General features: G+C 42.1%; 20 protein-coding genes and 1 tRNA gene. 6 read left to right on the forward strand and 15 right to left on the reverse strand.

Translation table 11 applies throughout. The features are described 5' to 3' along the window. Positions 1–148 precede the first annotated feature (148 nt). The 9 genes from HT718_RS03660 to argR form a co-directional block, all read right to left on the reverse strand. Positions 149–220: transfer RNA gene (locus tag HT718_RS03660), tRNA-Glu, on the reverse strand. A gap of 146 nt (positions 221–366) precedes the next feature. Further along, positions 367–801, reverse strand: a complete 435-nt coding sequence (locus HT718_RS03665) for a cytidine deaminase (RefSeq protein WP_173267359.1) — start codon at positions 799–801, stop codon at positions 367–369. Positions 802–814: 13 nt separating this feature from the next. Continuing rightward, positions 815–2,275 carry a glutamate--tRNA ligase gene (gene gltX / locus HT718_RS03670; protein ID WP_000031054.1) on the reverse strand — a complete coding sequence of 487 codons (1,461 nt, stop codon included), beginning with the start codon at positions 2,273–2,275 and terminating at the stop codon, positions 815–817. Between the two features lie 127 nt (positions 2,276–2,402). Next, positions 2,403–3,752, reverse strand: coding sequence for a glucose-6-phosphate isomerase (locus HT718_RS03675; protein ID WP_000018268.1), 1,350 nt, complete (start codon positions 3,750–3,752; stop codon positions 2,403–2,405). Between the two features lie 170 nt (positions 3,753–3,922). Further along, complete coding sequence (locus HT718_RS03680; protein WP_000124770.1) at positions 3,923–4,612, reverse strand: gamma-glutamyl-gamma-aminobutyrate hydrolase family protein; 690 nt, start codon at positions 4,610–4,612, stop codon at positions 3,923–3,925. Positions 4,613–4,749: 137 nt separating this feature from the next. Further along, on the reverse strand, positions 4,750–6,516 hold the full coding sequence (gene patB, locus HT718_RS03685) for a multidrug efflux ABC transporter subunit PatB (RefSeq protein WP_173267361.1): 1,767 nt from the start codon (positions 6,514–6,516) through the stop codon (positions 4,750–4,752). A 1-nt stretch (position 6,517) separates the two neighbouring features. Next, positions 6,518–8,224, reverse strand: coding sequence for a multidrug efflux ABC transporter subunit PatA (gene patA / locus HT718_RS03690; protein ID WP_173267363.1), 1,707 nt, complete (start codon positions 8,222–8,224; stop codon positions 6,518–6,520). 145 nt (positions 8,225–8,369) lie between these two features. Then, entirely contained in the window at positions 8,370–10,904 is a 2,535-nt protein-coding gene (gene mutS / locus HT718_RS03695; protein WP_173267365.1) for a DNA mismatch repair protein MutS, read from the reverse strand. A gap of 50 nt (positions 10,905–10,954) precedes the next feature. After that, positions 10,955–11,401, reverse strand: a complete 447-nt coding sequence (gene argR, locus HT718_RS03700; RefSeq protein ID WP_001231476.1) for an arginine repressor — start codon at positions 11,399–11,401, stop codon at positions 10,955–10,957. A 135-nt stretch (positions 11,402–11,536) separates the two neighbouring features. On the opposite strand from argR, the gene argS reads away from it, so the two are divergent. The 4 genes from argS to galU all read left to right on the forward strand — a co-directional run bounded on the left by argS (position 11,537) and on the right by galU (position 15,948). Then, the gene (argS, locus tag HT718_RS03705) at positions 11,537–13,228 is read left to right on the forward strand and encodes an arginine--tRNA ligase (RefSeq protein ID WP_173267368.1); all 1,692 of its coding nucleotides are present in this window, start codon (positions 11,537–11,539) and stop codon (positions 13,226–13,228) included. Between the two features lie 366 nt (positions 13,229–13,594). Then, entirely contained in the window at positions 13,595–13,840 is a 246-nt protein-coding gene (locus HT718_RS03710) for a hypothetical protein (RefSeq protein WP_049539100.1), read from the forward strand. 170 nt (positions 13,841–14,010) lie between these two features. Next, positions 14,011–15,027: an NAD(P)H-dependent glycerol-3-phosphate dehydrogenase gene (locus tag HT718_RS03715; RefSeq protein WP_173267370.1), complete on the forward strand. Its 1,017-nt coding sequence runs from the start codon at positions 14,011–14,013 to the stop codon at positions 15,025–15,027. Between the two features lie 21 nt (positions 15,028–15,048). Next, on the forward strand, positions 15,049–15,948 hold the full coding sequence (galU, locus tag HT718_RS03720; protein WP_173267373.1) for a UTP--glucose-1-phosphate uridylyltransferase GalU: 900 nt from the start codon (positions 15,049–15,051) through the stop codon (positions 15,946–15,948). A gap of 66 nt (positions 15,949–16,014) precedes the next feature. Here the strand turns inward: galU and HT718_RS03725 are convergent, their stop codons facing one another. The 6 genes from HT718_RS03725 to pbp1b all read right to left on the reverse strand — a co-directional run bounded on the left by HT718_RS03725 (position 16,015) and on the right by pbp1b (position 22,802). Next, the gene (locus HT718_RS03725) at positions 16,015–16,692 is read right to left on the reverse strand and encodes a rhomboid family intramembrane serine protease (protein ID WP_173267375.1); all 678 of its coding nucleotides are present in this window, start codon (positions 16,690–16,692) and stop codon (positions 16,015–16,017) included. Further along, the gene (locus tag HT718_RS03730) at positions 16,676–17,215 is read right to left on the reverse strand and encodes a 5-formyltetrahydrofolate cyclo-ligase (protein ID WP_173267377.1); all 540 of its coding nucleotides are present in this window, start codon (positions 17,213–17,215) and stop codon (positions 16,676–16,678) included. The genes HT718_RS03725 and HT718_RS03730 overlap by 17 nt, the downstream gene beginning before the upstream one ends. A gap of 11 nt (positions 17,216–17,226) precedes the next feature. Further along, entirely contained in the window at positions 17,227–18,357 is a 1,131-nt protein-coding gene (locus HT718_RS03735; RefSeq protein ID WP_173267379.1) for an N-acetyldiaminopimelate deacetylase, read from the reverse strand. 67 nt (positions 18,358–18,424) lie between these two features. Beyond that, positions 18,425–19,123 carry a 2,3,4,5-tetrahydropyridine-2,6-dicarboxylate N-acetyltransferase gene (gene dapD / locus HT718_RS03740; protein ID WP_173267381.1) on the reverse strand — a complete coding sequence of 233 codons (699 nt, stop codon included), beginning with the start codon at positions 19,121–19,123 and terminating at the stop codon, positions 18,425–18,427. A 228-nt stretch (positions 19,124–19,351) separates the two neighbouring features. Next, positions 19,352–20,263 (reverse strand): DMT family transporter, encoded by a 912-nt coding sequence (locus tag HT718_RS03745; protein ID WP_049539114.1) that lies wholly within the window; start codon positions 20,261–20,263, stop codon positions 19,352–19,354. An 82-nt stretch (positions 20,264–20,345) separates the two neighbouring features. Then, positions 20,346–22,802 (reverse strand): penicillin-binding protein PBP1B, encoded by a 2,457-nt coding sequence (pbp1b, locus tag HT718_RS03750; RefSeq protein WP_173267383.1) that lies wholly within the window; start codon positions 22,800–22,802, stop codon positions 20,346–20,348. 141 nt (positions 22,803–22,943) lie between these two features. Here pbp1b and tyrS point away from each other — a divergent pair, with 141 nt between their 5' ends. Further along, positions 22,944–24,200 carry a tyrosine--tRNA ligase gene (gene tyrS, locus HT718_RS03755; RefSeq protein ID WP_049539090.1) on the forward strand — a complete coding sequence of 419 codons (1,257 nt, stop codon included), beginning with the start codon at positions 22,944–22,946 and terminating at the stop codon, positions 24,198–24,200. Positions 24,201–24,253: 53 nt separating this feature from the next. Then, positions 24,254–25,102 carry a putative RNA methyltransferase gene (locus HT718_RS03760; protein ID WP_173267385.1) on the forward strand — a complete coding sequence of 283 codons (849 nt, stop codon included), beginning with the start codon at positions 24,254–24,256 and terminating at the stop codon, positions 25,100–25,102. Positions 25,103–25,164: the final 62 nt, after the last annotated feature.

Raw genomic sequence — 25,164 nt, forward strand, 5'->3', positions numbered from 1 at the left:
CAGTTTTCAAAGGTCTTTGTCACTCACTTCTCTCAAGCGACAACTATATTAGTATATCACAGTCGCTTTCGCTTGTCAACACTTTTTTGAAACTTTTTTAAGTTTTTTAAAAACTTTTTTCATCAAGTGTTCCTACCGCAACATACCATAGTCCGTACGGGATTCGAACCCGTGTTACCGCCGTGAAAAGGCGGTGTCTTAACCCCTTGACCAACGGACCTGAGTTGTTATTTTCAACTCTTACTATTATACCGGCTTTTCAAACTTTGTCAACACCTTTTTTAAACTTTTTTACAATTTTTTCAATTCTTTTCAAGTCAACTTTTTCAACTTATAGTAAAAAGAGCCAGAATTGTACTGACTCTTCTATTGTTCATTAAACTTAGAAGCACGTTCTTCTCCCCACCAATAGGGCATTAGTCCTGCGACTTTCACTATCTTTCTTCTACCGTAGTCCATCATGAATTCTGCATCTTTATTTTCAGCGTTCAACTCTAAAAGGAATTCTCTGCAAGCTCCACAGGGCATTCCTGAACTTCCACCATACGGCGGTTTGTCTCGGAAGGCTAAGACTTTTTTAACCTTAGTTTGCCCTGAAAATTGGTACATATTGAAGAGAGCTGCCCGCTCTGCGCAGAGATGGAATACACCACAGGTTCCCTCCATACAGAAACCTGTAAATATTTGTCCATCTTCTGCTTCTACTGCGGCTACGACATGGTTAGCGTAAACAAAATCAGATACTTCGTGTGGATCGTATAGTTTCTGTGCTTCTTCGTACATCTTTTCCCAGATGTCCATTATTGTACCCTTCTTATTTAGAAATTTCTTTTAGCATATTTTCGATATGTTGGATTGATTTTTCACGGCCTAACAAGAAAATCGTATCTGGCAATTCTGGTCCATGCATTTCACCTGAAACAGCGATACGAATAGGCATGAAAAGATTTTTTCCTTTAATACCTGTTTCTTTTTGGACTGCTTTAATTTGTGGGAAGATATTCTCTGTCACAAATTCATCATCTGTCATCGCTTCGAGTTTTGCTTTGAAGGCTTCAAGAACTGTTGGGACTGTTTCACCCGCCATGACTTCGCGCTCTGCTTCTGTCAATTCTGGGAAATCTGAGAAGAAGAGATCTGTCAATGGGATGATCTCATCTACTGATTTCATTTGTGGTTTATAGAGCTCAACTAATTTTTCAGCCTTGTCAGTTAAACGACCTGCTTCCTCTAAGAATGGTTTTGCCATTTCAAAGATAGTTTCAAGATCTGCATTCTTGATATAATCATTACTCATCCAGTCTAGTTTCTTCTGATCAAAGGCTGCAGGAGATTTGCTGAGGCGGTTTTCATCGAAAAGTTTAATGAGTTCCTCACGAGAGAAGATCTCATCTTCGCCACCTGGGTTCCAACCAAGAAGAGCAATAAAGTTAAAGACTGCTTCTGGTAAATAACCTTTTTTACGATAGTCTTCGATAAACTGAAGGGTGTTGGTATCGCGTTTAGACAATTTTTTTCCGGTTTCAGAGTTGATAATTAAGGTCATGTGACCGAACTCTGGAGCTTCCCAACCAAGTGCTTCATAAACCATAAGCTGTTTTGGTGTATTAGCAATGTGGTCATCTCCACGAATAACATGAGAGATTTGCATGTCGTGGTCATCGATAACAACGGCAAAGTTGTAAGTTGGGTAACCGTCTTTCTTTTGAATAACCCAGTCACCACCGATATTGCCACCTTCAAATTCGATATCGCCTTTGACCATATCATGCCATTTGTAGATACCTGACTCATTGACAGCCAAACGAACCGTTGGAATGATACCAGCTGCTTCACGTTCTGCGATGTAAGCTGCTTTTTCTTCTTCACTCATACCAAGGTATTCGTTGATATAGCGTGGTGTTTCACCAGCTGCTTCTTGGCGTTCACGCTCAGCTGCCAATTCTTCTTCTGTAACGTAAGATTTGTAGGCTTTTCCTTCAGCTAACAGTTGGTCGATGTACTTTTGATACAAGTCCAAACGTTCAGACTGGCGGTAATTTTCATGTGTTTCTGGGCTTTCATCCCAATCCATGCCTAACCAGCGAAGGTTTTCAAGTTGTGAACGTTCACCGTCCTCGACATGACGTTTACGGTCAGTATCTTCGATACGAATAATAAAAGTTCCACCATGATGACGGGCGTAAAGGTAGTTGAACAATGCTGTACGGGCATTTCCGATGTGTAGTAGTCCTGTTGGACTTGGTGCGTAACGTACGCGGATATCTTTTGACATAGTTTCTCCTATAAAGTCTCTAGGCGTCTGCCTTTTTGCTCTCTATATTATATCACAAGTCTTGGCTGAGTCCAATTTCTATGGATAAAGAGAGTAAAAAGAGTGGACAAACCACTCTTTTCTTCTATTATAGACGTGCGTTAAGTTCTTTGCTCAATTCTTCAAATCCTGGTTTTCCAAGAAGGGCAAACATGTTACGTTTGTAAGCTTCAACACCTGGTTGGTCAAATGGGTTGATAGCATTCAAGTAACCTGAAAGGGCGATAGCCAATTCGAAGAAATAGATAGTGTAACCAAGAGTGAAAGCATCTTGCTCTGGAAGAGTTACATACATGTTTGGTACATCACCATCTGTGTGGGCAAGAAGAACACCATCAGTCGCTTTTTTGTTTACAAAGTCAACGTCTTTTCCTTGAAGGTAACCAAGTCCATCAAGATCTTCTTCCAAGCTAGGAATAATCACGTTCTTACGAGGTTTGTCAACACGAACAACTGTTTCAAACATGATACGAGTTCCTTCTTGGATAAATTGACCAAGTGAGTGCAAGTCAGTTGAGAAGTTGGCTGAAGTTGGGTAGATACCTTTTTGGTCTTTTCCTTCTGATTCACCAGCCAATTGTTTCCACCACTCTGAGAAGTATTGAAGCGATGGCTCATAGTTTACCAAGATTTCAGTTGCATAGCCTTTACGGTAAAGGATGTTACGAACTGCTGCATATTGGTAAGCTTCGTTTTCAGAGATTTTATCTGAAGTGTAGTCTTTGCGAGCTGCGTTAGCACCTTCCATAAGGGCTTTGATGTCAGCTCCTGAAGCAGCGATTGGAAGCAAACCAACAGCTGTCAATACTGAGAAGCGTCCACCGATGTCATCTGGAACCACAAATGTTTCCCAACCGTTGGCATCTGCTTCAACCTTAACAGCACCTTTTTGGCGGTCAGTTGTTGCATAGATACGTTTGTTAGCTTCTTCTTGTCCGTATTTCTTAACCAAGAGTTCTTTGAAAACACGGAAAGCGATAGCTGGCTCAGTTGTTGTACCTGATTTAGAAATTACGTTTACTGAGAAGTCTTTGTCTGCAACATACTCTACCAAGTCAGCAAGGTAAGTAGATGAGATTGAGTTTCCTGCGTAAAGGATTTGTGGAGCTTTACGTTCTTCTTTTGTTTGCAAGTTAGCAAAGTGATGGTTCAAGAAATCGATTGCTGCTTTGGCACCAAGGTAAGATCCACCAATACCGATTACAACCAAAACATCGCTGTCTGATTTGATTTGCTCAGCAGCTTTCAAGATGCGGTCAAATTCTTCGCGGTCATAGTTTTCAGGAAGGTCCAACCATCCCAAGAAGTCGCTACCAGCACCAGTTCCTTTACGGATCAATTCATCTGCTGCTGTTACTTGTGATTGCATGTATTCCACTTCATGTGGTGCAACAAATTTGTCTAAAACTTTTGAATAATCAAATTTAATATGTGACATGTTATTCCTCCAATATTTCTTCTTTTCTATCATAACGCTTACCTTCGTTTTTTTCAAGTTTTTTTGTCGAATTTCTCCAATTTTTATCAGAATTCAAACGTTTGCGTAAAAATATCACATTCCAAAAATTTTGAAAAAATAAAATAAAGAACGACCAGATATTCCAGTCGTTACAGTTCATTCAATAAATACTCAAATAATTCTAAATTGCCATCTTCTTCATTAACTAGAAACTCTGGATGCCACTGCAAACCGATAATACGGTGCTCATCGATAGATTCAATCGCTTCGATGGTTTGGTCTCTCGGATCAATAGCAGTTACACGGAAATTAGGTGCCAAATCTTTGATACTCTGACGATGGACGGAATTGACCTGACTTTCTTTTCCAAATAGCTTAGCCACCACGCTTCCTTCCACTGTCTCAATAGAGTGAGATGTTCCGAAAGGTAGTCCTTGCCAGTGACCTTCGATTTCTTGATTGAGGGTTCCACCAAAGGCAACATTGACAAGTTGGACACCACGGCAGATTGCCATAATTGGTTTGTTCTGACGGAGAGCTTCCTTCAAGAGTGCCAATTCAAATTCATCACGGACCAGATTGTAATCATCGCTCTCGATGGTCTTTTTCTCTCCATAAAACTGAGGATGGACATTTTGACCGCCTGTCAAGATGAGTTTATCAATCATTTCTACATAATCGCGTACAACGGACTCATCGCCAACAGGAATGACTAAAGGGAGACCACCGACTTGACGAATACTCTCTGCGAATCTACAGGATACAGATGAGTGAATGTTTTTTCCTTCTGCGTCTACGGGACATAGATTTGCAGCAACTCCTACAACCGTTCTAGCCATGATGTCTCTCCTTTCAAATATTAACGATAGTCCTATCATATCACTCAAAACGTCTTTCGTCTAATATGTTTTTTTTAAGGATGTGATAAATATTTTTTATGGACAAGAAAAAGCTGCCCCATAGGACAACTTCTTTCTTATTCAAAAACAAATTGATTGTAATAGAGTTCTGAGTAGAATCCACCTAGTTTTAAGAGTTCATGGTGATTACCACGTTCAATGACTTCCCCATCTTTAAGGACAATAATCTGGTCTGCATTGAGAATGGTTTTCAAGCGGTGGGCAATAACGAAACTGGTTCTTCCTGCTACAACCGCCTCCATGGCATGCTGAATCTTGCTTTCTGTCACGGTATCTACGTTTGAAGTTGCTTCATCGAGAATGAGAACTTCTGGATCTGTCATCAGAGTTCGAGCGATGGAAATCAATTGTTTCTGCCCTGTTGAGAAGATACTCTGATCATCATCGATGAGAGTATCGTATTTGTCAGGTAAGCTTTCGATATAGTCGTGAATGTGGGTTGCCTTAGCTGCTGCCTCAACCATTTCCTGACTGGCATCTGGCACCCCAAAACGGATATTGTCTCGAATGGTTCCGCTAAATAAGACCGAATCTTGCAAGACAATCCCCACCTTGCTTCTGAGACTATCTAAATCATAGTCACGAATGTCTTTGCCGTCAAAATAAATACCACCAGCATCAACATCATAAAAGCGATTGATGAGGTTCATAATAGTCGTTTTCCCTGAACCTGTCGGACCAACAACCGCAGTCATCTGGCCTTTCGGAGCGGAAATGCTGACATCTTTCAAAATCGGCTTGTCAGGCAAATATGAGAAATCAATATGACGGATTTCGACACCTTCTTGCAACTGAGTGAAGGCCGGAGCATTTTCAGGTCGGATTTCTTCCTCTGCATCAAACATTTCCTGAATCCGTTCAGCCCCTGTAAAGGCTAACTGAAGACTTCCCCAACTAGCTGCAACTTGAATAATAGGCTGATAATACTGCTGTGAAAATTGGGCGAACATAACAATCAGACCTAGAGCTGTACTTGTTTCAATACTCTTATCATTCAGTAGAACAGCTGAACCAGCAAAGATAACGATGGCTGTGTTGACCAAGCTCATCCCATTCATAACAGGAAAAAGAATTCCTGAAAACATTCTTCCTTTAAAGGTTGCCTTGCGCACGCGCTCATTTTGTTCAAGAAATCCTGCCATCATATCCTCTTGAATTCCTTGCACAATCACGGCTTTTTGGCCTGAAATACTCTCATCCATATAGGCGTTGAGTTTTCCTACCTCTTTTTGCTGTAGGTTGGTGTATTTGCGTGCCATTTTCACGATGAAAATCAACATAAGAAAGGCCACTGGTGTGCTGGCAACGGTGATGAGTGCCAGCGTTACATTTCTCGAAAACATAACAAGAATCAGACCAATGTATAAAACAATATTGCTCATGACCTGAATCAAGCTCTCGTTAAAGGCTTGGAGGATATTATCCAAATCACTGGTAAAACGAGATAAGATATCGCCATCTTGTCGGCGGTCAAAGAAAGAAACCGTCAATCGCGCAAGTTTGCCAAAGAGGCCTTTGCGCATATCATTGGTCGATTCTGCAATCACGCGCGTCATAAGACACATGTATATGACACTGGAGATAAAGAGAACCAAAACCAGCAGACCAAGATTGACCATGATTCCTGATAGACTCTGCCAAACAAGTTCTGGATTGCCATCTTGATAAGCTTGAACTAAATTAGCTAGCTCTGTTACCGCTTGTCCAGAAAAGACTGGAAAGAGGGCTTGGGCAAGAGTCGCTAGAACAATCATCAGAATGACAACTACAAATGATAACTTATAAACTTTAAAATAATTCCAAAAAAATTGAACTGTCTTCATGTTACTCCTCCTTTCCTTTCTGTGTTTCATAGATCTCACGGTAAACGGCATTGTTGGCAACCAAATCTGCATGCGTCCCTTGACCAATCAATCGTCCTTGATCCAGCACCAATATCTTATCTGCATGGACAACCGAGCTAATCTTTTGAGCGATGATAATGGTTGTCGTCCCCTTCAGATCCTTATTCAAGGCTTCTTGCACCAGGCGCTCTGACTTGGCATCCAAGGCTGAGGTCGAATCGTCAAAAATCAGAATACGCGGATTGCTGACAATCCCACGCGCAATCGACATCCTTTGTTTTTGCCCACCTGAAAAATTGGTTCCCCGTTCCTCAACTGGACTTTCAAAGGTTTTCTCCATACGATGAATAAATTCGCTGGCTTGGGCAATATTGGCTGCGCGCTCCATTTCAAATAGGGTGGCATCTCCCTTACCCTGCCTCAAGTTATCTGCAATTGTTCCACTGAAGAGAATGGCACGTTGGAGAACGATAGACACTGTTTTACGCAAGTTTCCTTCACTCACTTCTCGAATATCCTTGCCTCCGATTTTGATAGAGCCCTCCTGTGGGTCAAAGAGACGTGGAATCAATTGAGCCAAGGTTGATTTTCCTGCACCAGTCGCTCCAACGACACCAACCATTTGACCAGGCTCGATAGTAAAGGTTACATCTTTCAACATTGGTTCCTTATCCATTGGATAGGTAAAGGTTACATTTTCAAAGCTAAGACTTCCAACCAACTCTTCATCTGGGACATCCTTGAAGGTCATAGCTGGCTCTGCGTCAAGAATTTCTCGAATACGACGCATGGAAATCATGGCACGGCTGACAGAATTTCCCAAAAATCCAACCATGACAATGGTAAAGATAATCTGGCTTAGGTAATTGACAAAGGAAGCAATGGAACCAACAACAGAAGGATCCGACTGGACCATCCCTGCAACCAGCCAAATAGAGAGGAAGACCGCTCCATAGCCAACTAACATCATAAAGGGTTCCACTACTGAAAAGGCATAACCAATGTAAAGATTTTGACCAAGAAGCTCGTCTGAGACCTCTGTAAACTTAGTAAACTGCTCTTTTTCTTGGACAAAGGACTTGACCACTCGAACACCGCGCAGATTTTCCTTGGCAATAGCATTGATGCGTTCAAGAAGGGTTTGAAACTTGGCAAAACGTGGCCCCATCATCCCCATCATAACAGCAGTCAAACCAAAAATTAAGATCACCATGAGAACAATTACCCACCACAGCGAAGGAAGGGTTTGAACCGCAAGGATAAACGAACCGATGAACAAGAGAGGGAGTCTGAAAAGAATTTGGAAGGTCATCATGACCACGTTCTGAATCTGATTAATATCGTTTGTCATGCGAACGACTAGATTTCCCGCATTAAATTGTTCAATATTGGCATAAGAAAAGGTTTGGATTTTACGGAAGGCATCCTCCCGAAGATCGGATGAAACTCCTTGAGCAATATAGGCTGCAAGGACAACATTAAGACCACCAGCAACTAGACCGACCAAGGCCACACCAATTAACCAAGCCCCTATACTATAAATGGCTTCATATTTCCCAGCAAGGAGGGCGTCTAACACTTCCTGCAGATAACGCGGTTGCAGAAGTGAACTAGCAACCATCAAGCCTGTCATCAGAAGCGAGGCCAGTGCCTGCCACTTGTAGGTTTTTACTTTCTGAATCAGCATATTTTCTCCTTAAAAAATAGACAAAAGGGAGCGACAATGTGTCAGCTCCTTCTCATTCTGTTTGTGTGATGTTATTCTAGCAAAAAAGTGGGAACTTGTCAAAGAAGTCTCCTTGATACAGCTAGAATGACTAGTAATTTTCTCTTTATAGTTTCTGTTTTAACTCGACCAAGACATTCATAGCCTGCATAGGTGTCATATTGTAAATGTCCAATTTAGCTAATTCTGCTAGGATAGGATGGTCTTCAGGCGTATCAAATAGTGAAATTTGTTCAGTGACAGCACTTGTCTGCCTCATTGGAGCAGGACTCTCTGTTCCCTGACTCTCCAATTGCGTCAAAATCTTATCCGCCCTTGCTAGAAGGTCTGCTGGCAAACCAGCAATCTTAGCCACATGAATACCGTAGGATTTGTCAGCTGGTCCAGGTTCAATCTTATGAAGGAAAGTGACCTGCCCATCCTGCTCTAAGGTTGCCACGTGGACATTGACCAAGTGTTCCAAGCTAGACTCCAGACTAGTCAACTCATGGTAGTGGGTCGCAAAGAGGGTCTTGGCTCCGATGTGCTCATGGATGTATTCGATGATGGACTGGGCAAGAGCCATCCCATCATAAGTTGCAGTTCCTCGTCCTAACTCATCAAAAAGAATCAAAGAATTCTGAGTCGCATGCGAAATGGCATTGTTGGCCTCCATCATCTCTACCATAAAGGTTGATTGACCTGAAACCAAATCATCTGCTGCTCCGATACGGGTAAAGATGGCATCGAAAATTGGCAAATGGGCACTTTCTGCCGGTACATAGGAACCCATCTGGGCCATAATAGCCGTCATGGCTAACTGTCGCATGTAGGTTGACTTCCCACTCATGTTCGGCCCTGTAATCAGCTGAATACTGGTATCTTCTGCCATCTGAATCGTATTAGGAATATAGGTCTGAGCCCCCATGACCTTTTCAACGACAGCATGGCGCCCTTTCTGGATATCGATCTGTGAATCGTCTCCGAATTCAGGTCGAATCAAATGCTGGGTTTCAGCTACAACTGCCAAGCTTTGTAAAACATCAACCGTCGCAATTCCTTGAGCTAGAGCCTGCAAACGCTGAATGTACTTGCTGACCTCTTCACGAATACGCATAAAGATTTCGTATTCTAGATTGGCTGACTTCTCACGCGCCTCCAGCATATCTCCCTCGATACGGGCTAATTCCTCGGTACCGAAGCGTTCTGAGTTTTTCAGCGTCGCCTTGCGGAAAAAGTGAGCTGGAACATTTCCCAATTGCGAATTGGTCACATGGAAATAGTAGCCATCCTTTTTATTGTAGTCAATCTTGAGGGTACTGATCCCAGAATTTTCTCTCTCCTTAGCCTCAATCTCAGCAATCCAGCTAGTCCCTTCTCTGAGCACTCGGCGGTATTTATCCAAAGTCTCATCAAACCCCGTCCGGATAATACCCCCATCTGTAATCACATGAGGAGCTTCAGGAGCAATCGCTGCGCTAATCAAACTCTCCAACTCAGGGATTCCATCCAGTTGTGCGATAAGATAGGCTAGAGCAGGTTGCTCCATCCCCTCTAAAATCGCACGGATCCGTGGCACACTGGACAAGGTAGTCGCCAGCTGCAAGAGGTCCTTTGGATTGGTCTTGCCAAAAGAAACACGACTAGCCAAGCGTTCGATATCATAAACACCCTTGAGGCTATCTGTCAAATCACTGCGCTCAAAGAAGTGATCAAGAAAGACCTGCACCACTTCTTGACGTTGGACGATTCGCTCCTTATCAATCAGGGGACGATGAATCCAAGAACGCAAGAGACGCATGCCCATAGCTGTTTTGGTTTCATCCAAAAGCCAGAAAAGACTGCCTTGCTTCTTACCTGAACGAGCATTCTCAACCAAATCCAGACTGGCCTTGGTCGCATAATCCATCTGCAAGAAATCCTTGATTTCATAGCGGATAACAGGCTTGAGGTGGTTCAATTCCCGCATCTGGGTACGGTGAACATACTGGAGCAGCTTACTAGTTGCCGCTTGCTCCACCGCTGCTAATCGTGAATCCAGTAAATGAAGATCCTCAAATCCTTCTTTTTCATAGGAAAGCACCAAATTCATCTGGCGACTGAGAATCTGTTCTTCCGCCTCAGACAAATCATAACCCAGCACCACTTCTCGAGCCTTGAGATTACGAATTTCCCCACAAACCAGCGTGAAATCCAATAGACCTGTCACATAAAAGTCACCGGTCACCAGATCCATATAAGCCAGGCCAAACTGACTGCCATCACGGTCTAGGGCAACCAAGAAATTGTTCTGACTGTCCGGCTTAGTGCTATCGACTACTGTCCCAGGTGTAATGACCTGAACAACCTCTCGTTTAACAACCCCAACTGCTTGCTTAGGATCTTCCATCTGCTCTGCAATAGCTACCTTATAGCCCTGCTCAATCAACACATCGATATACTGCTGAGCAGAATGATAGGGAACACCCGCCATAGGAATCGGATTATCCGCATTCTTGTTGCGACTCGTTAAGGAAATTTCCAGAGTCTGCGCAGCATTGACCGCATCCTCATAAAATAATTCATAAAAATCACCCATCCGAAAGAGCAAAAAAGCATCTGGATATTGCTTTTTAATATCCACATACTGTTGCATGCCGGGTGATAGCTTTTCTGTCGCCATTTTCCGTCTCTCCTTGTCAAAAATAAGTCTTGAGAGCAACTCCCAAGACCTTACTTATCTTTCATCAAATCTAGCAAACGATCTTCCATGAGTTTGGCAACGTGCTGGTCTCGACAAATGACCAATAAGGTATTGGCACCAGCAACTGTTCCTAAAATCCATTCATCCTTGTTTGCATCTACAATATTTGCCAAAACAGAGGCTTCGCCCAATTTGGTATGAAGTACCAAGGTAAACTCTGCTCTTGCAACACCTTCTAAATGATGAGACAAAAATTCCACCAAATCAATCTTTTCTGTCTCATTTGCTAGTACATAATACACCATATCATTTTTCTTGACCTTGGTCAAGCCGATTTCGCGCAAATCACGAGACAGGGTTGTCTGCGTCACAAAGACATTGTGCGCCTCCAACCGATCTTGAATTTCTTTTTGTGTACTTAATTTCTCCTCAGTAATCATTTTTTTTATTAACTGATGACGATCTCTTTTTCTCATAAAATCCTCTTATGTGAATATTTATAACTAATTTTATAACTATATTATACCAAAAAAATAGGAGATTTCAAAAATTTTTTCTTCTTTCTTTAAAATTGTGATAAAATAGTAGAAAAGTCCAAAAAGGAGCTCTTAATGAATACAAAAGAATTGATTGCTAGCGAATTGGCTAGCATCATTGATAGCCTGGACCAAGAGGCTATTTTAAATTTACTGGAAACCCCTAAAAACTCAGAAATGGGAGACATCGCTTTCCCTGCTTTTTCTCTTGCAAAAGTCGAACGTAAAGCGCCACAAATGATTGCAGCTGAACTAGCTGAAAAAATTAACAGTCAAGCCTTTGAAAAGGTTGTCGCAACAGGACCTTACGTTAACTTTTTCCTTGATAAATCTGCCATTTCTGCTCAAGTATTGCAAGCTGTTATCACTGAAAAAGAACACTATGCTGACCAACATATTGGCAAACAAGAAAATGTTGTGATCGACATGTCTAGTCCTAATATCGCTAAACCATTTTCTATCGGTCACCTGCGCTCAACTGTTATCGGAGATAGCTTGTCACATATTTTCCAAAAAATTGGTTATCAAACGGTCAAGGTCAATCATTTGGGAGACTGGGGTAAACAGTTTGGGATGTTGATTGTTGCCTACAAAAAATGGGGCAACGAAGAAGCTGTAAAAGCTCATCCAATTGATGAACTTCTTAAACTCTATGTCCGCATCAATGCTGAAGCTGAAAATGACTCTAGCTTGGATGAAGAAGCGCGCGAATGGTTCCGTAAACTGGAGAATGGAGATGAGGAAGCTCTTGCTCTTTGGCAATGGTTCCGTGATGAAAGTTTGGTAGAATTTAACCGCCTTTACGATGAATTGCAAGTCGAATTTGACAGCTATAACGGAGAAGCCTTCTACAACGATAAGATGGATGCAGTTGTAGACATTCTTTCTGAAAAAGGCCTTCTTGTGGAGTCAGAAGGTGCCCAAGTTGTGAATCTTGAGAAATATGGAATTGAACATCCAGCCCTCATCAAGAAATCTGATGGTGCAACTCTCTATATTACACGTGACTTGGCTGCAGCTCTTTACCGTAAAAACGAATACCAATTTGCTAAATCTATCTACGTCGTTGGTCAAGAGCAATCTGCCCACTTTAAACAACTCAAGGCTGTCTTGAAAGAGATGGGCTACGACTGGAGTGACGACATTACTCACGTTCCTTTTGGTTTGGTTACAAAAGAAGGGAAGAAGCTCTCTACTCGTAAAGGGAATGTCATCTTGCTAGAACCTACAGTTGCAGAGGCTGTTAGTCGTGCCAAAGCCCAAATCGAGGCTAAAAATCCTGAACTTGAAAATAAAGACCAGGTGGCGCATGCTGTTGGGGTTGGAGCCATTAAATTCTATGACCTCAAGACTGACCGTACAAACGGATATGACTTTGACCTAGAGGCCATGGTATCCTTCGAAGGTGAAACTGGACCTTACGTTCAATACACCTACGCTCGTATCCAATCTATCTTACGCAAAGCCGATTTCAAACGTGAAACAGCTGGCAACTATAGCTTGAATGATGCTGAAAGCTGGGAAATCATTAAACTCATCCAAGACTTCCCACGTATTGTCAACCGTGCGGCAGATAACTTTGAACCTTCTATCATTGCTAAATTTGCAATTAGCCTGGCTCAAGCCTTCAACAAGTACTATGCACATACACGCATCTTGGATGAAAGCCCAGAACGCGACAGCCGTCTAGCCCTCAGCTACGCAACTGCAGTTGTTCTCAAAGAAGCCCTTCGCTTGCTTGGAGTAGAAGCGCCAGAGAAGATGTAAATCGCCAAAGTTACTTGATTGCGGAGCAATCTAAGTAACTAATGCCAAATCCTATCAGAGATTTGGCTAGGCGCTTCACTAGTTCTGGGACATAAATATTATCGATTTATGTCCCAGAACGTCGTAACCAGAGATATTTGCCTAAACGCTTTACTAATTCACCAATCCAAATAATATTGATTTGGTTAGGCTCATGTCGTAAGCTTTTAATTACTTGATTGTAAAGCAGTTTAAGTAACTAAGACCAAATCCTATACGGACTTTGGATTAGAAGCCTATCAAAATTTTGCTGACTTGATCTGCTACTTTGAATTGACTAATTCAATCTACTCATTTCTACTTCTTTATCATACAGGGAGATTTCCTATGAGCCAATATGCTTATATCCTCGTTGTGATTAGCTTGGTGTTCCTTTTTCTGCTCAATAAGTATGAAAAGGAGAGACTTCAAAGGCTCTACCAAGAACAACTTTTGAAGGATGAAACCTTTAGGGATGACATCAAAGAGAAAATTCATACAACTGAAAATATCAATGATGTCATTGCTTACATCAATAAAACTTATCATCTGGGAATGTTGCTATCAAAAGACATTACAGATCAATTGAAATAAACCTAGCTATTCTTTAAGAAATATCAAAACCGAGACTAAGAGTTTAATACTTCGTCTCGGTTTTTTATGTATTTTTCAAGTAACAAAGCCACCACTCCCCCAGCAATGCAAGTGCAAAATCCTCTAGAATATGATAGAATAATGAAAAGGACTCTATTAAGGAGGAAATCATGGAAAAACAAACCATCGCCGTCTTGGGGCCTGGTTCTTGGGGAACTGCCCTTTCACAAGTCTTAAATGACAATGGACACGAGGTACGTATCTGGGGAAATATTCCCGAGCAAATCAATGAAATTAATACCTATCATACTAACAAGCACTACTTTAAAGATGTCGTTCTAGATGAAAATATTATCGCCTACACTGACTTAGCTGAAGCACTGAAAGATGTGGATGCGATTTTGTTTGTTGTCCCAACAAAAGTGACACGACTTGTTGCCCAACAAGTTGCACAAACCTTGGATCATAAGGCTATCATCATGCACGCATCAAAAGGATTGGAGCCTGATAGCCATAAACGATTATCAACCATCCTTGAAGAAGAGATTCCTGAAGAGCTCCGCAGTGATATTGTCGTTGTCTCAGGGCCTAGCCATGCAGAAGAGACCATTGTGCGTGACCTGACTTTAATCACAGCTGCTTCCAAAGATTTGCAAACAGCTCAATACGTTCAGGAGCTCTTTAGCAATCACTACTTCCGACTTTATACCAATACGGATGTTATTGGAGTCGAAACTGCCGGTGCTCTCAAAAATATTATCGCTGTCGGTGCAGGAGCTTTACATGGTTTGGGATTTGGTGACAATGCTAAGGCAGCTATCATCGCTCGAGGCCTGGCAGAAATTACCCGCCTAGGGGTATCACTCGGTGCCAGTCCATTGACCTATAGTGGTTTATCTGGTGTGGGAGATTTGATCGTAACTGGAACCTCCGTCCACTCTCGTAACTGGAGAGCTGGAGACGCCCTTGGTCGTGGAGAATCCCTAGCTGATATCGAAGCCAATATGGGCATGGTGATTGAAGGAATCTCAACGACTCGAGCAGCCTATGAACTAGCGCAAGAACTTGGAGTCTATATGCCAATTACACAAGCCATTTACCAAGTTATTTACCACGGAACCAATATCAAAGATGCCATTTATGACATCATGAACAATGAATTTAAAGCAGAAAATGAGTGGTCTTAACCCTCTAAAGAAAGGATTCTTATGTCATCAAAAGTTAGAAAAGCAATCATCCCTGCCGCTGGACTCGGGACTCGATTTTTACCAGCAACCAAGGCCCTTGCCAAAGAAATGTTACCAATTGTAGACAAACCAACTATCCAATTTATCGTAGAAGAAGCTCTTAAATCAGGCATTGAAGATATTCTAGTTGTCACTGGTAAGTCAAAACGTTCTATTGAGGACCACTTTGACTCAAATTTTGAGCTTGAGTACAACCTCAAAGAAAAAGGAAAAACGGATCTGTTAAAACTAGTAGATGAAGCAACTGGCATGCGCCTCCATTTCATTCGCCAAACTCACCCTCGTGGTCTTGGAGATGCGGTCTTACAAGCCAAAGCTTTTGTAGGGAATGAGCCCTTCGTTGTTATGCTGGGTGACGATCTTATGGACATCACAGATGAGAATGCCGTTCCTTTGACAAAACAACTGATGAATGATTATGAAAAGACACACGCATCAACTATTGCTGTTATGCCCGTACCACACGAAGACGTTTCATCATATGGAGTCATTGCTCCTCAAGGCGAAGGAAGTAATGGACTCTACAGCGTTGAAACTTTCGTTGAAAAACCAGCTCCCGAAGATGCACCAAGTGATTTAGCAATCATCGGTCGCTATCTACTCACACCTGAAATTTTTGATATCTTAGAAAATCAAACTCCTGGTGCTGGAAATGAAATCCAGCTTACCGACGCTATTGATACGCTTAATAAAACACAACGTGTTTTCGCCCGTGAATTTACAGGAGCTCGTTACGACGTTGGGGATAAGTTTGGCTTTATGAAAACATCTATTGACTACGCCCTCAAACATCCACAAGTCAAAGATGACTTGAAAGAATACCTCATCCAACTTGGAAAAGAATTGGCTGAGAAGGAATAAAATAAAAAGATAAGGTTCAAAAAATGCCTTATCTTTTTTCATTACATAAATTTTCTTCCAGGTTCGTCACAACCCCATTCCCTTGTAGAAAAGCAAAACTGCGAGTCCTACAAACAAGACTACCGCTCCTAATCTCTGACTAGAGCTATACATCCGTCTTTCACCTCGAACTGGAAAAATAACTGCTAAAAAGGCCCCTCCTACTGCACCGCCAACATGACCAGCTAGGCTAATGCCGGGAATCAGAACACTTCCAATAATGTTAATCACAAAAAGTGTCAAATAAGACTGTCCTAGCTGTTGGATATAAGAATTACGCGTAGCATAGCGAAGAATGATAATCGCGGCAAAAAGCCCATAAAGAGAAGTAGAGGCTCCTGCTGCTAAGGATTTGGGACTAAATACAAAAACAAAGAGATTACCCATCATTCCTGATAAGAGATAGAGAAAGAAAAACTGCTTGGATCCGAAAATCTCCTCTATCTGCCTTCCAAGATAATAAAGCGAAAGCATATTGACAATAAAATGTTCCCACCCAATATGAACAAAAATGGCAGAGAAGAGACGCCAAATCTGCTCAGGAAAGAGGCGAATAGCAGGCCCATACATAGCTCCAAATCGAAATAAGGTATCTGCCCTGTCAAAGTTTCCTCCTGTGGTCACCAACATTAGTAGAAATACCAAGATTGTCACTAAGAGGAAAAAACTCGTCACAGGGTAACGCCTATCAAAGATTTCCTTCATCAATTAATACCTCCTGAACAGGAATATCATGGTTTTCAGGGATAAAGTCCTGAACTTGATAATGATAAACCGTACTCAAAGTATGGCCAGTAAAATGTTCCAGATAGCGGTCATAATAACCTCCGCCATAGCCAATCCGATATCCTTCCGTCGTAAAAGCCAGCCCTGGAACATGAATCAAATCAATCTGAGAGGCAGCCACAACTTCCAAATTCCCCTGTGGTTCCAGTAATCCAAAGGAAGTTTTGACCAGTTGTTGCGGATCATAAACTACAAAGTCCATGCGCCCCTTGGGATAGGTTTTTGGTATCAGAATCTTCTTACCATCCCTCAGAGCCTGCTCAATCAGTTCCTGCGTTTGAAACTCATGAGGAAAAGAGAGATAGGTTGCGATAACCTTGGCTTCTTGGTAGAAGAGATGTTTCAAAAATTGATCCGTTAAAGCTTGATCCATAGCCTGTTTTTGCTCTCTAGGGATAGCCTTCATTTCCTGCAAGACTTGCTTGCGTAATTCCGATTTCATAGCCAATTCCTCTACTCTGCCGCCTTCTTTTTCAGGAAACTAGAGACCGCATCCACCCCAATAGCTAAGGCTTCTTCCTTGGGACTCATCTGAGGGTGATGAAGGGCGTAGGGACTATCGATACCCAGCCAAAACATAACGCCATCAACCTTCGAAAGGAGGTAACCAAAGTCTTCACCTGTCATAGCAGGCTCGATATCAATCAACTCGATTCCATCTTTTTCTACAAAGAAGTCCATCAGTTCACTCGCCAAGGCTGGATTGTTCTCAACAGGCAAGTATCCACCTTGTTTGAGTTCTACTTCGACTTCCATATCAAAGGCAGCTGCAACCCCTTCTGCAACTGTTTTAACTCTTTTTTGCACCAAGAGGCTCATATCTTGAGTCAAGGCCCGAATGGTTCCATGTAAAAATGCTGTATCTGTGATGACATTGTTGGTTGTTCCAGCTTGGAACAGGCCAAAGGTCACCACTGCTCCCTCGATTGGGTTGACATTGCGGCTGATAACTGACTGTACTTGGGTCACAAAGTAACTAGCCGCTACCAAGGCGTCATTGGCTTCATGTGGAAAGGCTGCATGGCCGCCTTTTCCTTTGAAACGAATCTTCACCTCACAAGTCCCTGCAAAAAGTGTATGAGTATTGGTCGCAATCTGTCCAACCTTCAGATCTGGACGAACATGGAGACCATAGAACTGGTCTGGCAACCAGTCTCCAAAAGCACCATCCTCATACATGAGCATCCCACCAGCTTCATTTTCTTCTGCAGGCTGAAATAGGAAGAGCAGATTGTTCTTTGGTTGCTCCTCAAGGGCTCGCTCAAGACAGCCCAAGGCAATGGTCATGTGGAAATCATGTCCACAAGCGTGCATGCAACCTTGGTGCTGAGAAGCGAAAGGCAGGCCTGTTTGTTCGATGATAGGCAGGCCGTCAATATCTGTTCTCCAACCAACGGTTCGCTCTGGCTGACTTCCCTGCAAATAAACCAAAATACCTGTCCGCCAAGTACGAACTTGGACAAAATCCTTGCCCGCAGTCAATTTCTCAATCACATCCAGCAAATAAGCATGAGTCTTGAACTCCTCCAAGCCAATCTCTGGAATCTGATGCAAATCTCGTCTAGTCTGAATCAAATCTAACATCTATCTGTCCTCCTATATAGCAGAAAGAGGCTGGAAAAAGAGTTCCGCCTCTATTTAGCATTTGCAATTATAAGGTGCGAAGCGCATCTTCTAGCGCTGTTTTTTGTTGAGTTTGGGCATCAATCTCTTTGATAATGCGAGCTGGAACACCTGCTACTACCACGTTTTCTGGGACATCTTGGGTAACAATAGCTCCTGCTGCGACAACTGAACCACTACCGATTTGGACTCCTTCGATAACCACTGCATTGGCACCGATAAGAACATTATCTCCGACACGAACTGGTTCAGCGCTAGCTGGCTCAATCACACCTGCCAAAACTGCACCTGCACCAACGTGGCTGTTTTTCCCAACGATAGCACGGCCACCAAGGATAGCCCCCATATCAATCATGGTTCCTGCACCAATTTCAGCACCGATATTGATAACTGCTCCCATCATGATGACAGCATTGTCACCAATTTCTACCTGGTCACGGATAATAGCACCTGGCTCGATACGAGCATTGATAGTACGTTTATCTAGCAAAGGAACTGCAGAATTACGCGCATCTTGCTCAACAACATAGTCTTGATTTTCTACCAAACCATCGAGAAGCGGAGCGACATCCTTCCAGTCTCCGAATAAGACATTCCCTAGTTTAACAACAGAGCTAGGTACAACAATTGCAAGTTCTCCCTCAAAAGTTACTTTAACACTAGTTTTCTTTTCAGCATTGGCGATAAATTGGATAATTTCTTGAGCGTTCATTTTTGTGGCAGTCATAAGCGCCTCCTAGTTCATTTTAATGATACCTATTCTACCAAAAAAGGCCTCAAATTTGAAGCCTTTTTGTTTGTTTTTAGGTATGATTTTTAGGGATGTGAGATAAAACGTGCTGTCGGTAAAAGCAAGCCCCTACCGATACAACCTAAAAACACTCTTCACAACTATCTCCCCGTGTTTTATTGACTATTCTAGTATAGCACACTTTTAGAATTAAGAAAAGACTTTTTATTTACTTTCTTTCGCTTCTTCTACCGATAGGAAAATCATGGGTAAAATAATCAGGGCCATAGCTAGAAGAAGGGACCAATCCACTACCAAGCCTAAAAATAAAACACTCAAAAGGGCAGAAGAGAGAGGTTCACTGGCACTAATAACAGAAACCACCAAGGGAGAAACCAAGGACACAGCCTTCATGGAAATGAAAAAGGCAAAAGCCGTCCCAAAGAAAGCAATAATGAGGCAAATCAAGATACTCCAAATATCAAGAGTAAAGGAAAGCTGATAAACCGGCGAAAGGACATTGCTAAATAAACCTGCCAAAATCATCCCCCACCCAACCGTGGGTACAAAACCATAGCGCTTCGCGAAAGGTTGGGGCAGGATAACATTAAACATAACCCCCATAGCACTCAACAGACCTGTTATAAGAGCTAGTGGCGTCATGGATAACTGAGAGAGATCTCCCTTTGTCGCCATCAAGCACACACCCAGCATAGCAATCAGAACATAGAAAATAGCGCTTTTTGACGCTCGTTTTTTATAAACCAAACGATTATAAAAGAGGATAAAGACAGGACTGATAAACTGTAAAATAGTTGCTGTCGCAGCATTTGAATATTCTACACAGAGATAGAAAAAATACTGAACTGAGAAAATTCCCAAAATAGCATAGGCCAAAAAGGGCAGGTAATTTTTCTTGTCTCGCCAGATATCTAACACTTGTGATTTTACTTGCATTACAGACCAAATGAGCACAAGACTCCCTGCCAGTGTCAAACGCATAGAGGTAATCCAACCAGAAGATACCTGATAGTGAGTAAAGAAATACTCTCCTAAAATCCCACAGATTCCCCAAATTAAGCCGGATAGGAGCGAGTAAATGGTTCCTTTAACAATCTTTTTCTGATACTGATTCATACCTTTATTGTAACACGAAAGGGAAAAAGAAAAAAGTGGCAATCCATTGATTGGCCACTTCATTTAGCATAGTTCATAGAACTTATCGTCTTATCCTTGAAGAAGATCGTGTAGCACTTGAGTTATTACTGTCACTAGAGCTATTACTTGAACTGCTGGAGCTTGATGGAGTTGGTAGACTCCCCACGATACTAGACCAAGCATTCTTATAATCCGCATCACTTCCACCAATAGCAAAGCGATAACTGGTCGCTGGCGCTCCTGCCTTATTAGCCCAATAGCTGGTAACAGTCGAACCTGTGACATCTACCTCTTTTCCTTCAACAGAAACCTTACCTGGTTTTTGACCTGTTGATTTCAAGACTTCGGATTTTACTACACTAGAATCTAAAGCGAAGCGCTCGTTCCCCCAAATTCCAGGTTCAGACTCTTGGATGGCATTAACCAAGTGAGCCATATAATTAGAATTATTGGAATAGCCTGCTCTACGAGATAATGAATGATTATCATCATGCCCAATCCAACCACCTAAAGTTAATTTAGGAGTAGAAAGCATAAGCCACATATTTTCGTCTTGGTTGGTTGTACCAGTCTTCCCAATCCAATCTGCATTAGCTAATGTCGAATTTAAAGAAGTTAAATTCGGTTTAAAGGTTGTTGTCACACGAGAGGATAGAACTTCTCGCAACAAGCTCTGCATAATTGTCGCAGTAGCTTTTGAGTAGACTTGAACCGGTTTATCTTGATACTCATATACCACTCTACCATCTGATGCTTCAATTTTAGAAATCACATGTTTCTGATGATAAACTCCGTTATTTGCCAAGGTCTGATAGCCATTGGTATGCTGGGCAACTGTGACTTCAATACCACCACCCATTGGCAGGCTCTCAATATCGTACTCAGGAATCTCGTAACCCATCTTTTCCATATAACCTTTGACATCAACACCCTTTTCACGGAGCATACGATAGGTCCAGTAAGCCGGGATATTCCATGAATAGTTCAAGGCTTCTCCCAAGGTCATCATTCCTGTCCCCTTGCTATTAGCATACATAATCGGGTTGCCATTGGCAAAGTTTGTTGGATAGTTAGACAGAATCGTCTCACTTCCCATCAAGCCCTGATCAATAGCAATCCCGTAGGCCAGCAAGGGCTTGGTAGTGGAAGCTGGTGAGCGCTTGGTGTCAAAGGCATGATTGTTTTGATTTTCTTGATAATTGCGACCACCTACAAAGCCCAAGATAGCACCTGTTTGGTTGTCCATCAAGACATTCCCTACTTCTACACGACCTGTTCCATCATCTAGTAGAGACCCATATCTGGCTACTGCATTCTGCATGGCAGTATGAACTTTTTTATTAATAGTAGTCATAATCTTATAACCACCTGTACTTAATTCTTGCTCAGCTCGTTTACGATACGCCTTCTGAATAGCTTCATTTTTCAGCTCTTGACTGGGAACATTATCTTGTTGGACCAAATAATCGTACATCCGGTCTATCGCTTCAGCCATAGCAGTATAGTAAAGGTAATCTCTTGAAACAACATTAACAGAACCTGATGGCAAAAAATCTTGTTTGATATTGTAATCCTTATACTGATTGTATTCTTCCTTTGTTAAGGATCCCGTACGATACATATTATAAAGAACATCCTTGGCCCGCTTCAAGCCTAGTTCTAAATCTTCATCGCTCTTAATAGTACCCGTATTTTCATAGGGAGAATAGATAATAGGACTTTGCGGTAGTCCTGCTAAAAATGCTGCTTGAGGAACAGTCAACTGACTAGCATCTACACCAAAAATACCCTCTGCTGCCTGCTGAGCACCTGCAATATTCTGTCCCTTATTATTTCGGCCAAAAGGAGCGATATTGAGATAAGCAGTTAGGATTTCATCCTTCCCCATCACTCTTTCTAAAGCAAGTGCATCGACAATTTCTGTTGCCTTCCTTGCTAGAGTTGGAGCATCTCCAACTACTTGTTGCTTGATTAACTGTTGGGTTAAGGTAGAACCTCCACTAGATGAACCCAGACCTGCAAAGGTTCCTAAAGTCGCCCGAATCACAGCCTTTGGCACAACCCCTTTATGTTCAAGAAAATGTTCATCCTCAGTTGCAACGATAGCCTTTTTGAGATTGTCCGATATTTCCTCAGATGAGACCGAAGTTCTCAGTAGGTCACTCTCGATAGAAGCAATAACGCTTCCATCTGCATAGACAATTTCTGATATAGAAGAAACATCTTTAACCTGCTTAACCAGCTCCTCCGCTTGCGGAACCTTAGCCTTATCAAACAAAGCAACTCCATAACCAAGAGCCACACCTGCCCCAAAAAGCCCACCGATAAAGCCTATAATAAAGAGGGTATTCAAAACTCCCTTGATAGCAGCCAAAATGCTACCTAAGATAGGCAGGAACTTCCCAACTGTTCCATCCGACTTCTTCGCTTCTAAGACTTTCTCTGATTTTTTATGATTTATGTTTGATTTTACTTGCTGGAAAAATGCCAGCACTTTTCTCTTTAATTGATTTTGCATGGATTTCCTCACTCTATTCATTATACCATAAAAGGTACACTTTCAATAAAATAGCCACTTTCTTCCCTATTCTACTAGGCTATTGCCCAAGTTTGTGATACAATAGTTAGAAACAATAATTTTAAAAAGGAGAAAAGACATATGCACATTTTTGATGAGCTAAAAGAGCGTGGTTTGATTTTTCAAACGACTGATGAAGAAGCTTTGCGTAAAGCCCTAGAAGAAGGTCAAGTTTCTTATTATACTGGCTACGATCCAACTGCTGACAGCCTTCACCTAGGCCACCTTGTCGCAATCTTGACAAGTCGTCGCTTGCAGCTAGCAGGTCACAAACCTTATGCGCTCGTTGGCGGTGCTACAGGTCTCATCGGAGATCCGTCCTTCAAAGATGCTGAACGTAGTCTCCAAACAAAAGACACAGTAGATGGCTGGGTCAAGTCTATCCAAGGACAACTTTCTCGTTTTCTTGACTTTGAAAATGGTGAAAATAAAGCTGTCATGGTCAACAACTACGACTGGTTTGGCAGCATCAGCTTCATTGACTTCCTCCGTGATATCGGCAAATACTTCACTGTCAACTATATGATGAGCAAAGAGTCTGTGAAAAAACGGATCGAAACAGGAATTTCTTACACTGAGTTTGCTTACCAAATCATGCAAGGTTACGACTTCTTCGTCCTTAACCAGGACCACAATGTAACGCTTCAAATCGGTGGTTCTGACCAGTGGGGAAATATGACAGCTGGTACCGAATTGCTTCGTCGTAAAGCTGACAAGACCGGTCACGTTATCACTGTTCCATTGATTACAGATGCAACTGGTAAGAAATTTGGTAAATCAGAAGGAAACGCAGTCTGGCTCAACCCTGAAAAGACTTCTCCATACGAAATGTACCAATTCTGGATGAATGTCATGGACGCTGACGCTGTTCGCTTCTTGAAAATCTTTACTTTCTTATCACTTGATGAGATTGAAGACATCCGCAAACAGTTTGAGGCTGCGCCACACGAACGCTTGGCTCAAAAAGTCTTGGCTCGTGAAGTTGTCACACTTGTTCACGGCGAAGAAGCCTACAAAGAAGCCCTCAACATCACTGAGCAACTCTTTGCAGGAAACATCAAAAACCTTTCTGTCAAAGAACTCAAACAAGGACTTCGTGGAGTACCAAACTACCAAGTTCAAGCAGATGAAAACCACAATATCGTGGAACTCCTTGTTTCATCTGGTATGGTTAACTCAAAACGCCAAGCCCGTGAAGATGTCCAAAATGGAGCTATCTACGTAAATGGCGACCGTATCCAAGACCTTGACTATGTCTTGAGTGATGCAGATAAGTTAGAAAACGAACTGACTGTTATCCGTCGTGGTAAGAAAAAATACTTTGTTCTTACATATTAAAAAGAAGACTGGAGGCATTTGCCATCCAGTCCTTTTTTTGCTAGACTTAAACTATGAATACAAACCTCAAACCCAAACTTCAGCGCTTCGCTTCTGCGACTGCCTTTGCCTGCCCTATCTGCCAAGAAAATCTAACTCTGGTAGAGGGTAGTCTCAAATGTAACAATCGCCATTCTTTTGACCTAGCAAAATTCGGCTATGTCAATCTGGCTCCTCAAATCAAGCAATCTGCCAACTACGACAAGGAAAACTTTCAAAACCGTCAGCAAATCCTAGAAGCTGGCTTTTATCAGGCTATTTTAGATGCAATTTCTGATTTACTTGCAAGTTCAGAAAATACCGAAACAATTTTGGATATTGGATGTGGCGAAGGCTTCTATTCTCGAAAACTCCAGGAAAATCATCCTGACAAAACCTTCTATGCCTTTGACATCTCCAAAGATTCCGTCCAAATTGCTGCCAAGAGCGAACCTAACTGGGCAGTCAATTGGTTCGTTGGCGACCTGGCTCGTCTTCCTATAAAAGACGCCAGCATGGATATTCTGCTTGATATTTTTTCACCTGCCAACTATGGAGAATTTCGTCGCGTTTTATCCAAAGACGGTATCTTGATAAAGGTCATCCCAACTGAAAATCACCTCAAGGAAATCCGTCAAAGGGTACAGGACCAGCTGACAAACAAAGATTATTCCAACCAAGATATCAAAAATCATTTCCAAGAACACTTTACCATCCTATCTAGCCAAACGGCCTCTCTGACTAAGACTATCACAGCAGAGCAGCTTCAAGCCCTACGCAGCATGACGCCTCTCCTCTTTCACGTCGACCAGAGCAAGATTGATTGGAGCCAACTGACAGAGATTACCATTGAATCAGAAATTCTTGTTGGGAAAGCACTGTAAATAAATTTTTTAGATAATACAAAACCCGCACCTTCGAGGTACGGGTTTAAATTATGTAATTA

Source organism: Streptococcus sp. 714 (assembly GCF_013277115.1).
In the GTDB taxonomy this organism is placed as follows: domain Bacteria; phylum Bacillota; class Bacilli; order Lactobacillales; family Streptococcaceae; genus Streptococcus.

Excerpts from the sequence above, each read along its gene's own strand:
- HT718_RS03665 (WP_173267359.1), bottom strand. The coding sequence starts at position 801 with ATGGACATCTGGGAAAAGATGTACGAAGAAGCACAGAAACTATACGAT.
- gltX (WP_000031054.1), bottom strand. The coding sequence starts at position 2,275 with ATGTCAAAAGATATCCGCGTACGTTACGCACCAAGTCCAACAGGACTA.
- HT718_RS03675 (WP_000018268.1), bottom strand. The coding sequence starts at position 3,752 with ATGTCACATATTAAATTTGATTATTCAAAAGTTTTAGACAAATTTGTT.
- HT718_RS03680 (WP_000124770.1), bottom strand. The coding sequence starts at position 4,612 with ATGGCTAGAACGGTTGTAGGAGTTGCTGCAAATCTATGTCCCGTAGAC.
- patB (WP_173267361.1), bottom strand. The coding sequence starts at position 6,516 with ATGAAGACAGTTCAATTTTTTTGGAATTATTTTAAAGTTTATAAGTTA.
- patA (WP_173267363.1), bottom strand. The coding sequence starts at position 8,224 with ATGCTGATTCAGAAAGTAAAAACCTACAAGTGGCAGGCACTGGCCTCG.
- mutS (WP_173267365.1), bottom strand. The coding sequence starts at position 10,904 with ATGGCGACAGAAAAGCTATCACCCGGCATGCAACAGTATGTGGATATT.
- argR (WP_001231476.1), bottom strand. The coding sequence starts at position 11,401 with ATGAGAAAAAGAGATCGTCATCAGTTAATAAAAAAAATGATTACTGAG.
- argS (WP_173267368.1), top strand. The coding sequence starts at position 11,537 with ATGAATACAAAAGAATTGATTGCTAGCGAATTGGCTAGCATCATTGAT.
- HT718_RS03710 (WP_049539100.1), top strand. The coding sequence starts at position 13,595 with ATGAGCCAATATGCTTATATCCTCGTTGTGATTAGCTTGGTGTTCCTT.
- HT718_RS03715 (WP_173267370.1), top strand. The coding sequence starts at position 14,011 with ATGGAAAAACAAACCATCGCCGTCTTGGGGCCTGGTTCTTGGGGAACT.
- galU (WP_173267373.1), top strand. The coding sequence starts at position 15,049 with ATGTCATCAAAAGTTAGAAAAGCAATCATCCCTGCCGCTGGACTCGGG.
- HT718_RS03725 (WP_173267375.1), bottom strand. The coding sequence starts at position 16,692 with ATGAAGGAAATCTTTGATAGGCGTTACCCTGTGACGAGTTTTTTCCTC.
- HT718_RS03730 (WP_173267377.1), bottom strand. The coding sequence starts at position 17,215 with ATGAAATCGGAATTACGCAAGCAAGTCTTGCAGGAAATGAAGGCTATC.
- HT718_RS03735 (WP_173267379.1), bottom strand. The coding sequence starts at position 18,357 with ATGTTAGATTTGATTCAGACTAGACGAGATTTGCATCAGATTCCAGAG.
- dapD (WP_173267381.1), bottom strand. The coding sequence starts at position 19,123 with ATGACTGCCACAAAAATGAACGCTCAAGAAATTATCCAATTTATCGCC.
- HT718_RS03745 (WP_049539114.1), bottom strand. The coding sequence starts at position 20,263 with ATGAATCAGTATCAGAAAAAGATTGTTAAAGGAACCATTTACTCGCTC.
- pbp1b (WP_173267383.1), bottom strand. The coding sequence starts at position 22,802 with ATGCAAAATCAATTAAAGAGAAAAGTGCTGGCATTTTTCCAGCAAGTA.
- tyrS (WP_049539090.1), top strand. The coding sequence starts at position 22,944 with ATGCACATTTTTGATGAGCTAAAAGAGCGTGGTTTGATTTTTCAAACG.
- HT718_RS03760 (WP_173267385.1), top strand. The coding sequence starts at position 24,254 with ATGAATACAAACCTCAAACCCAAACTTCAGCGCTTCGCTTCTGCGACT.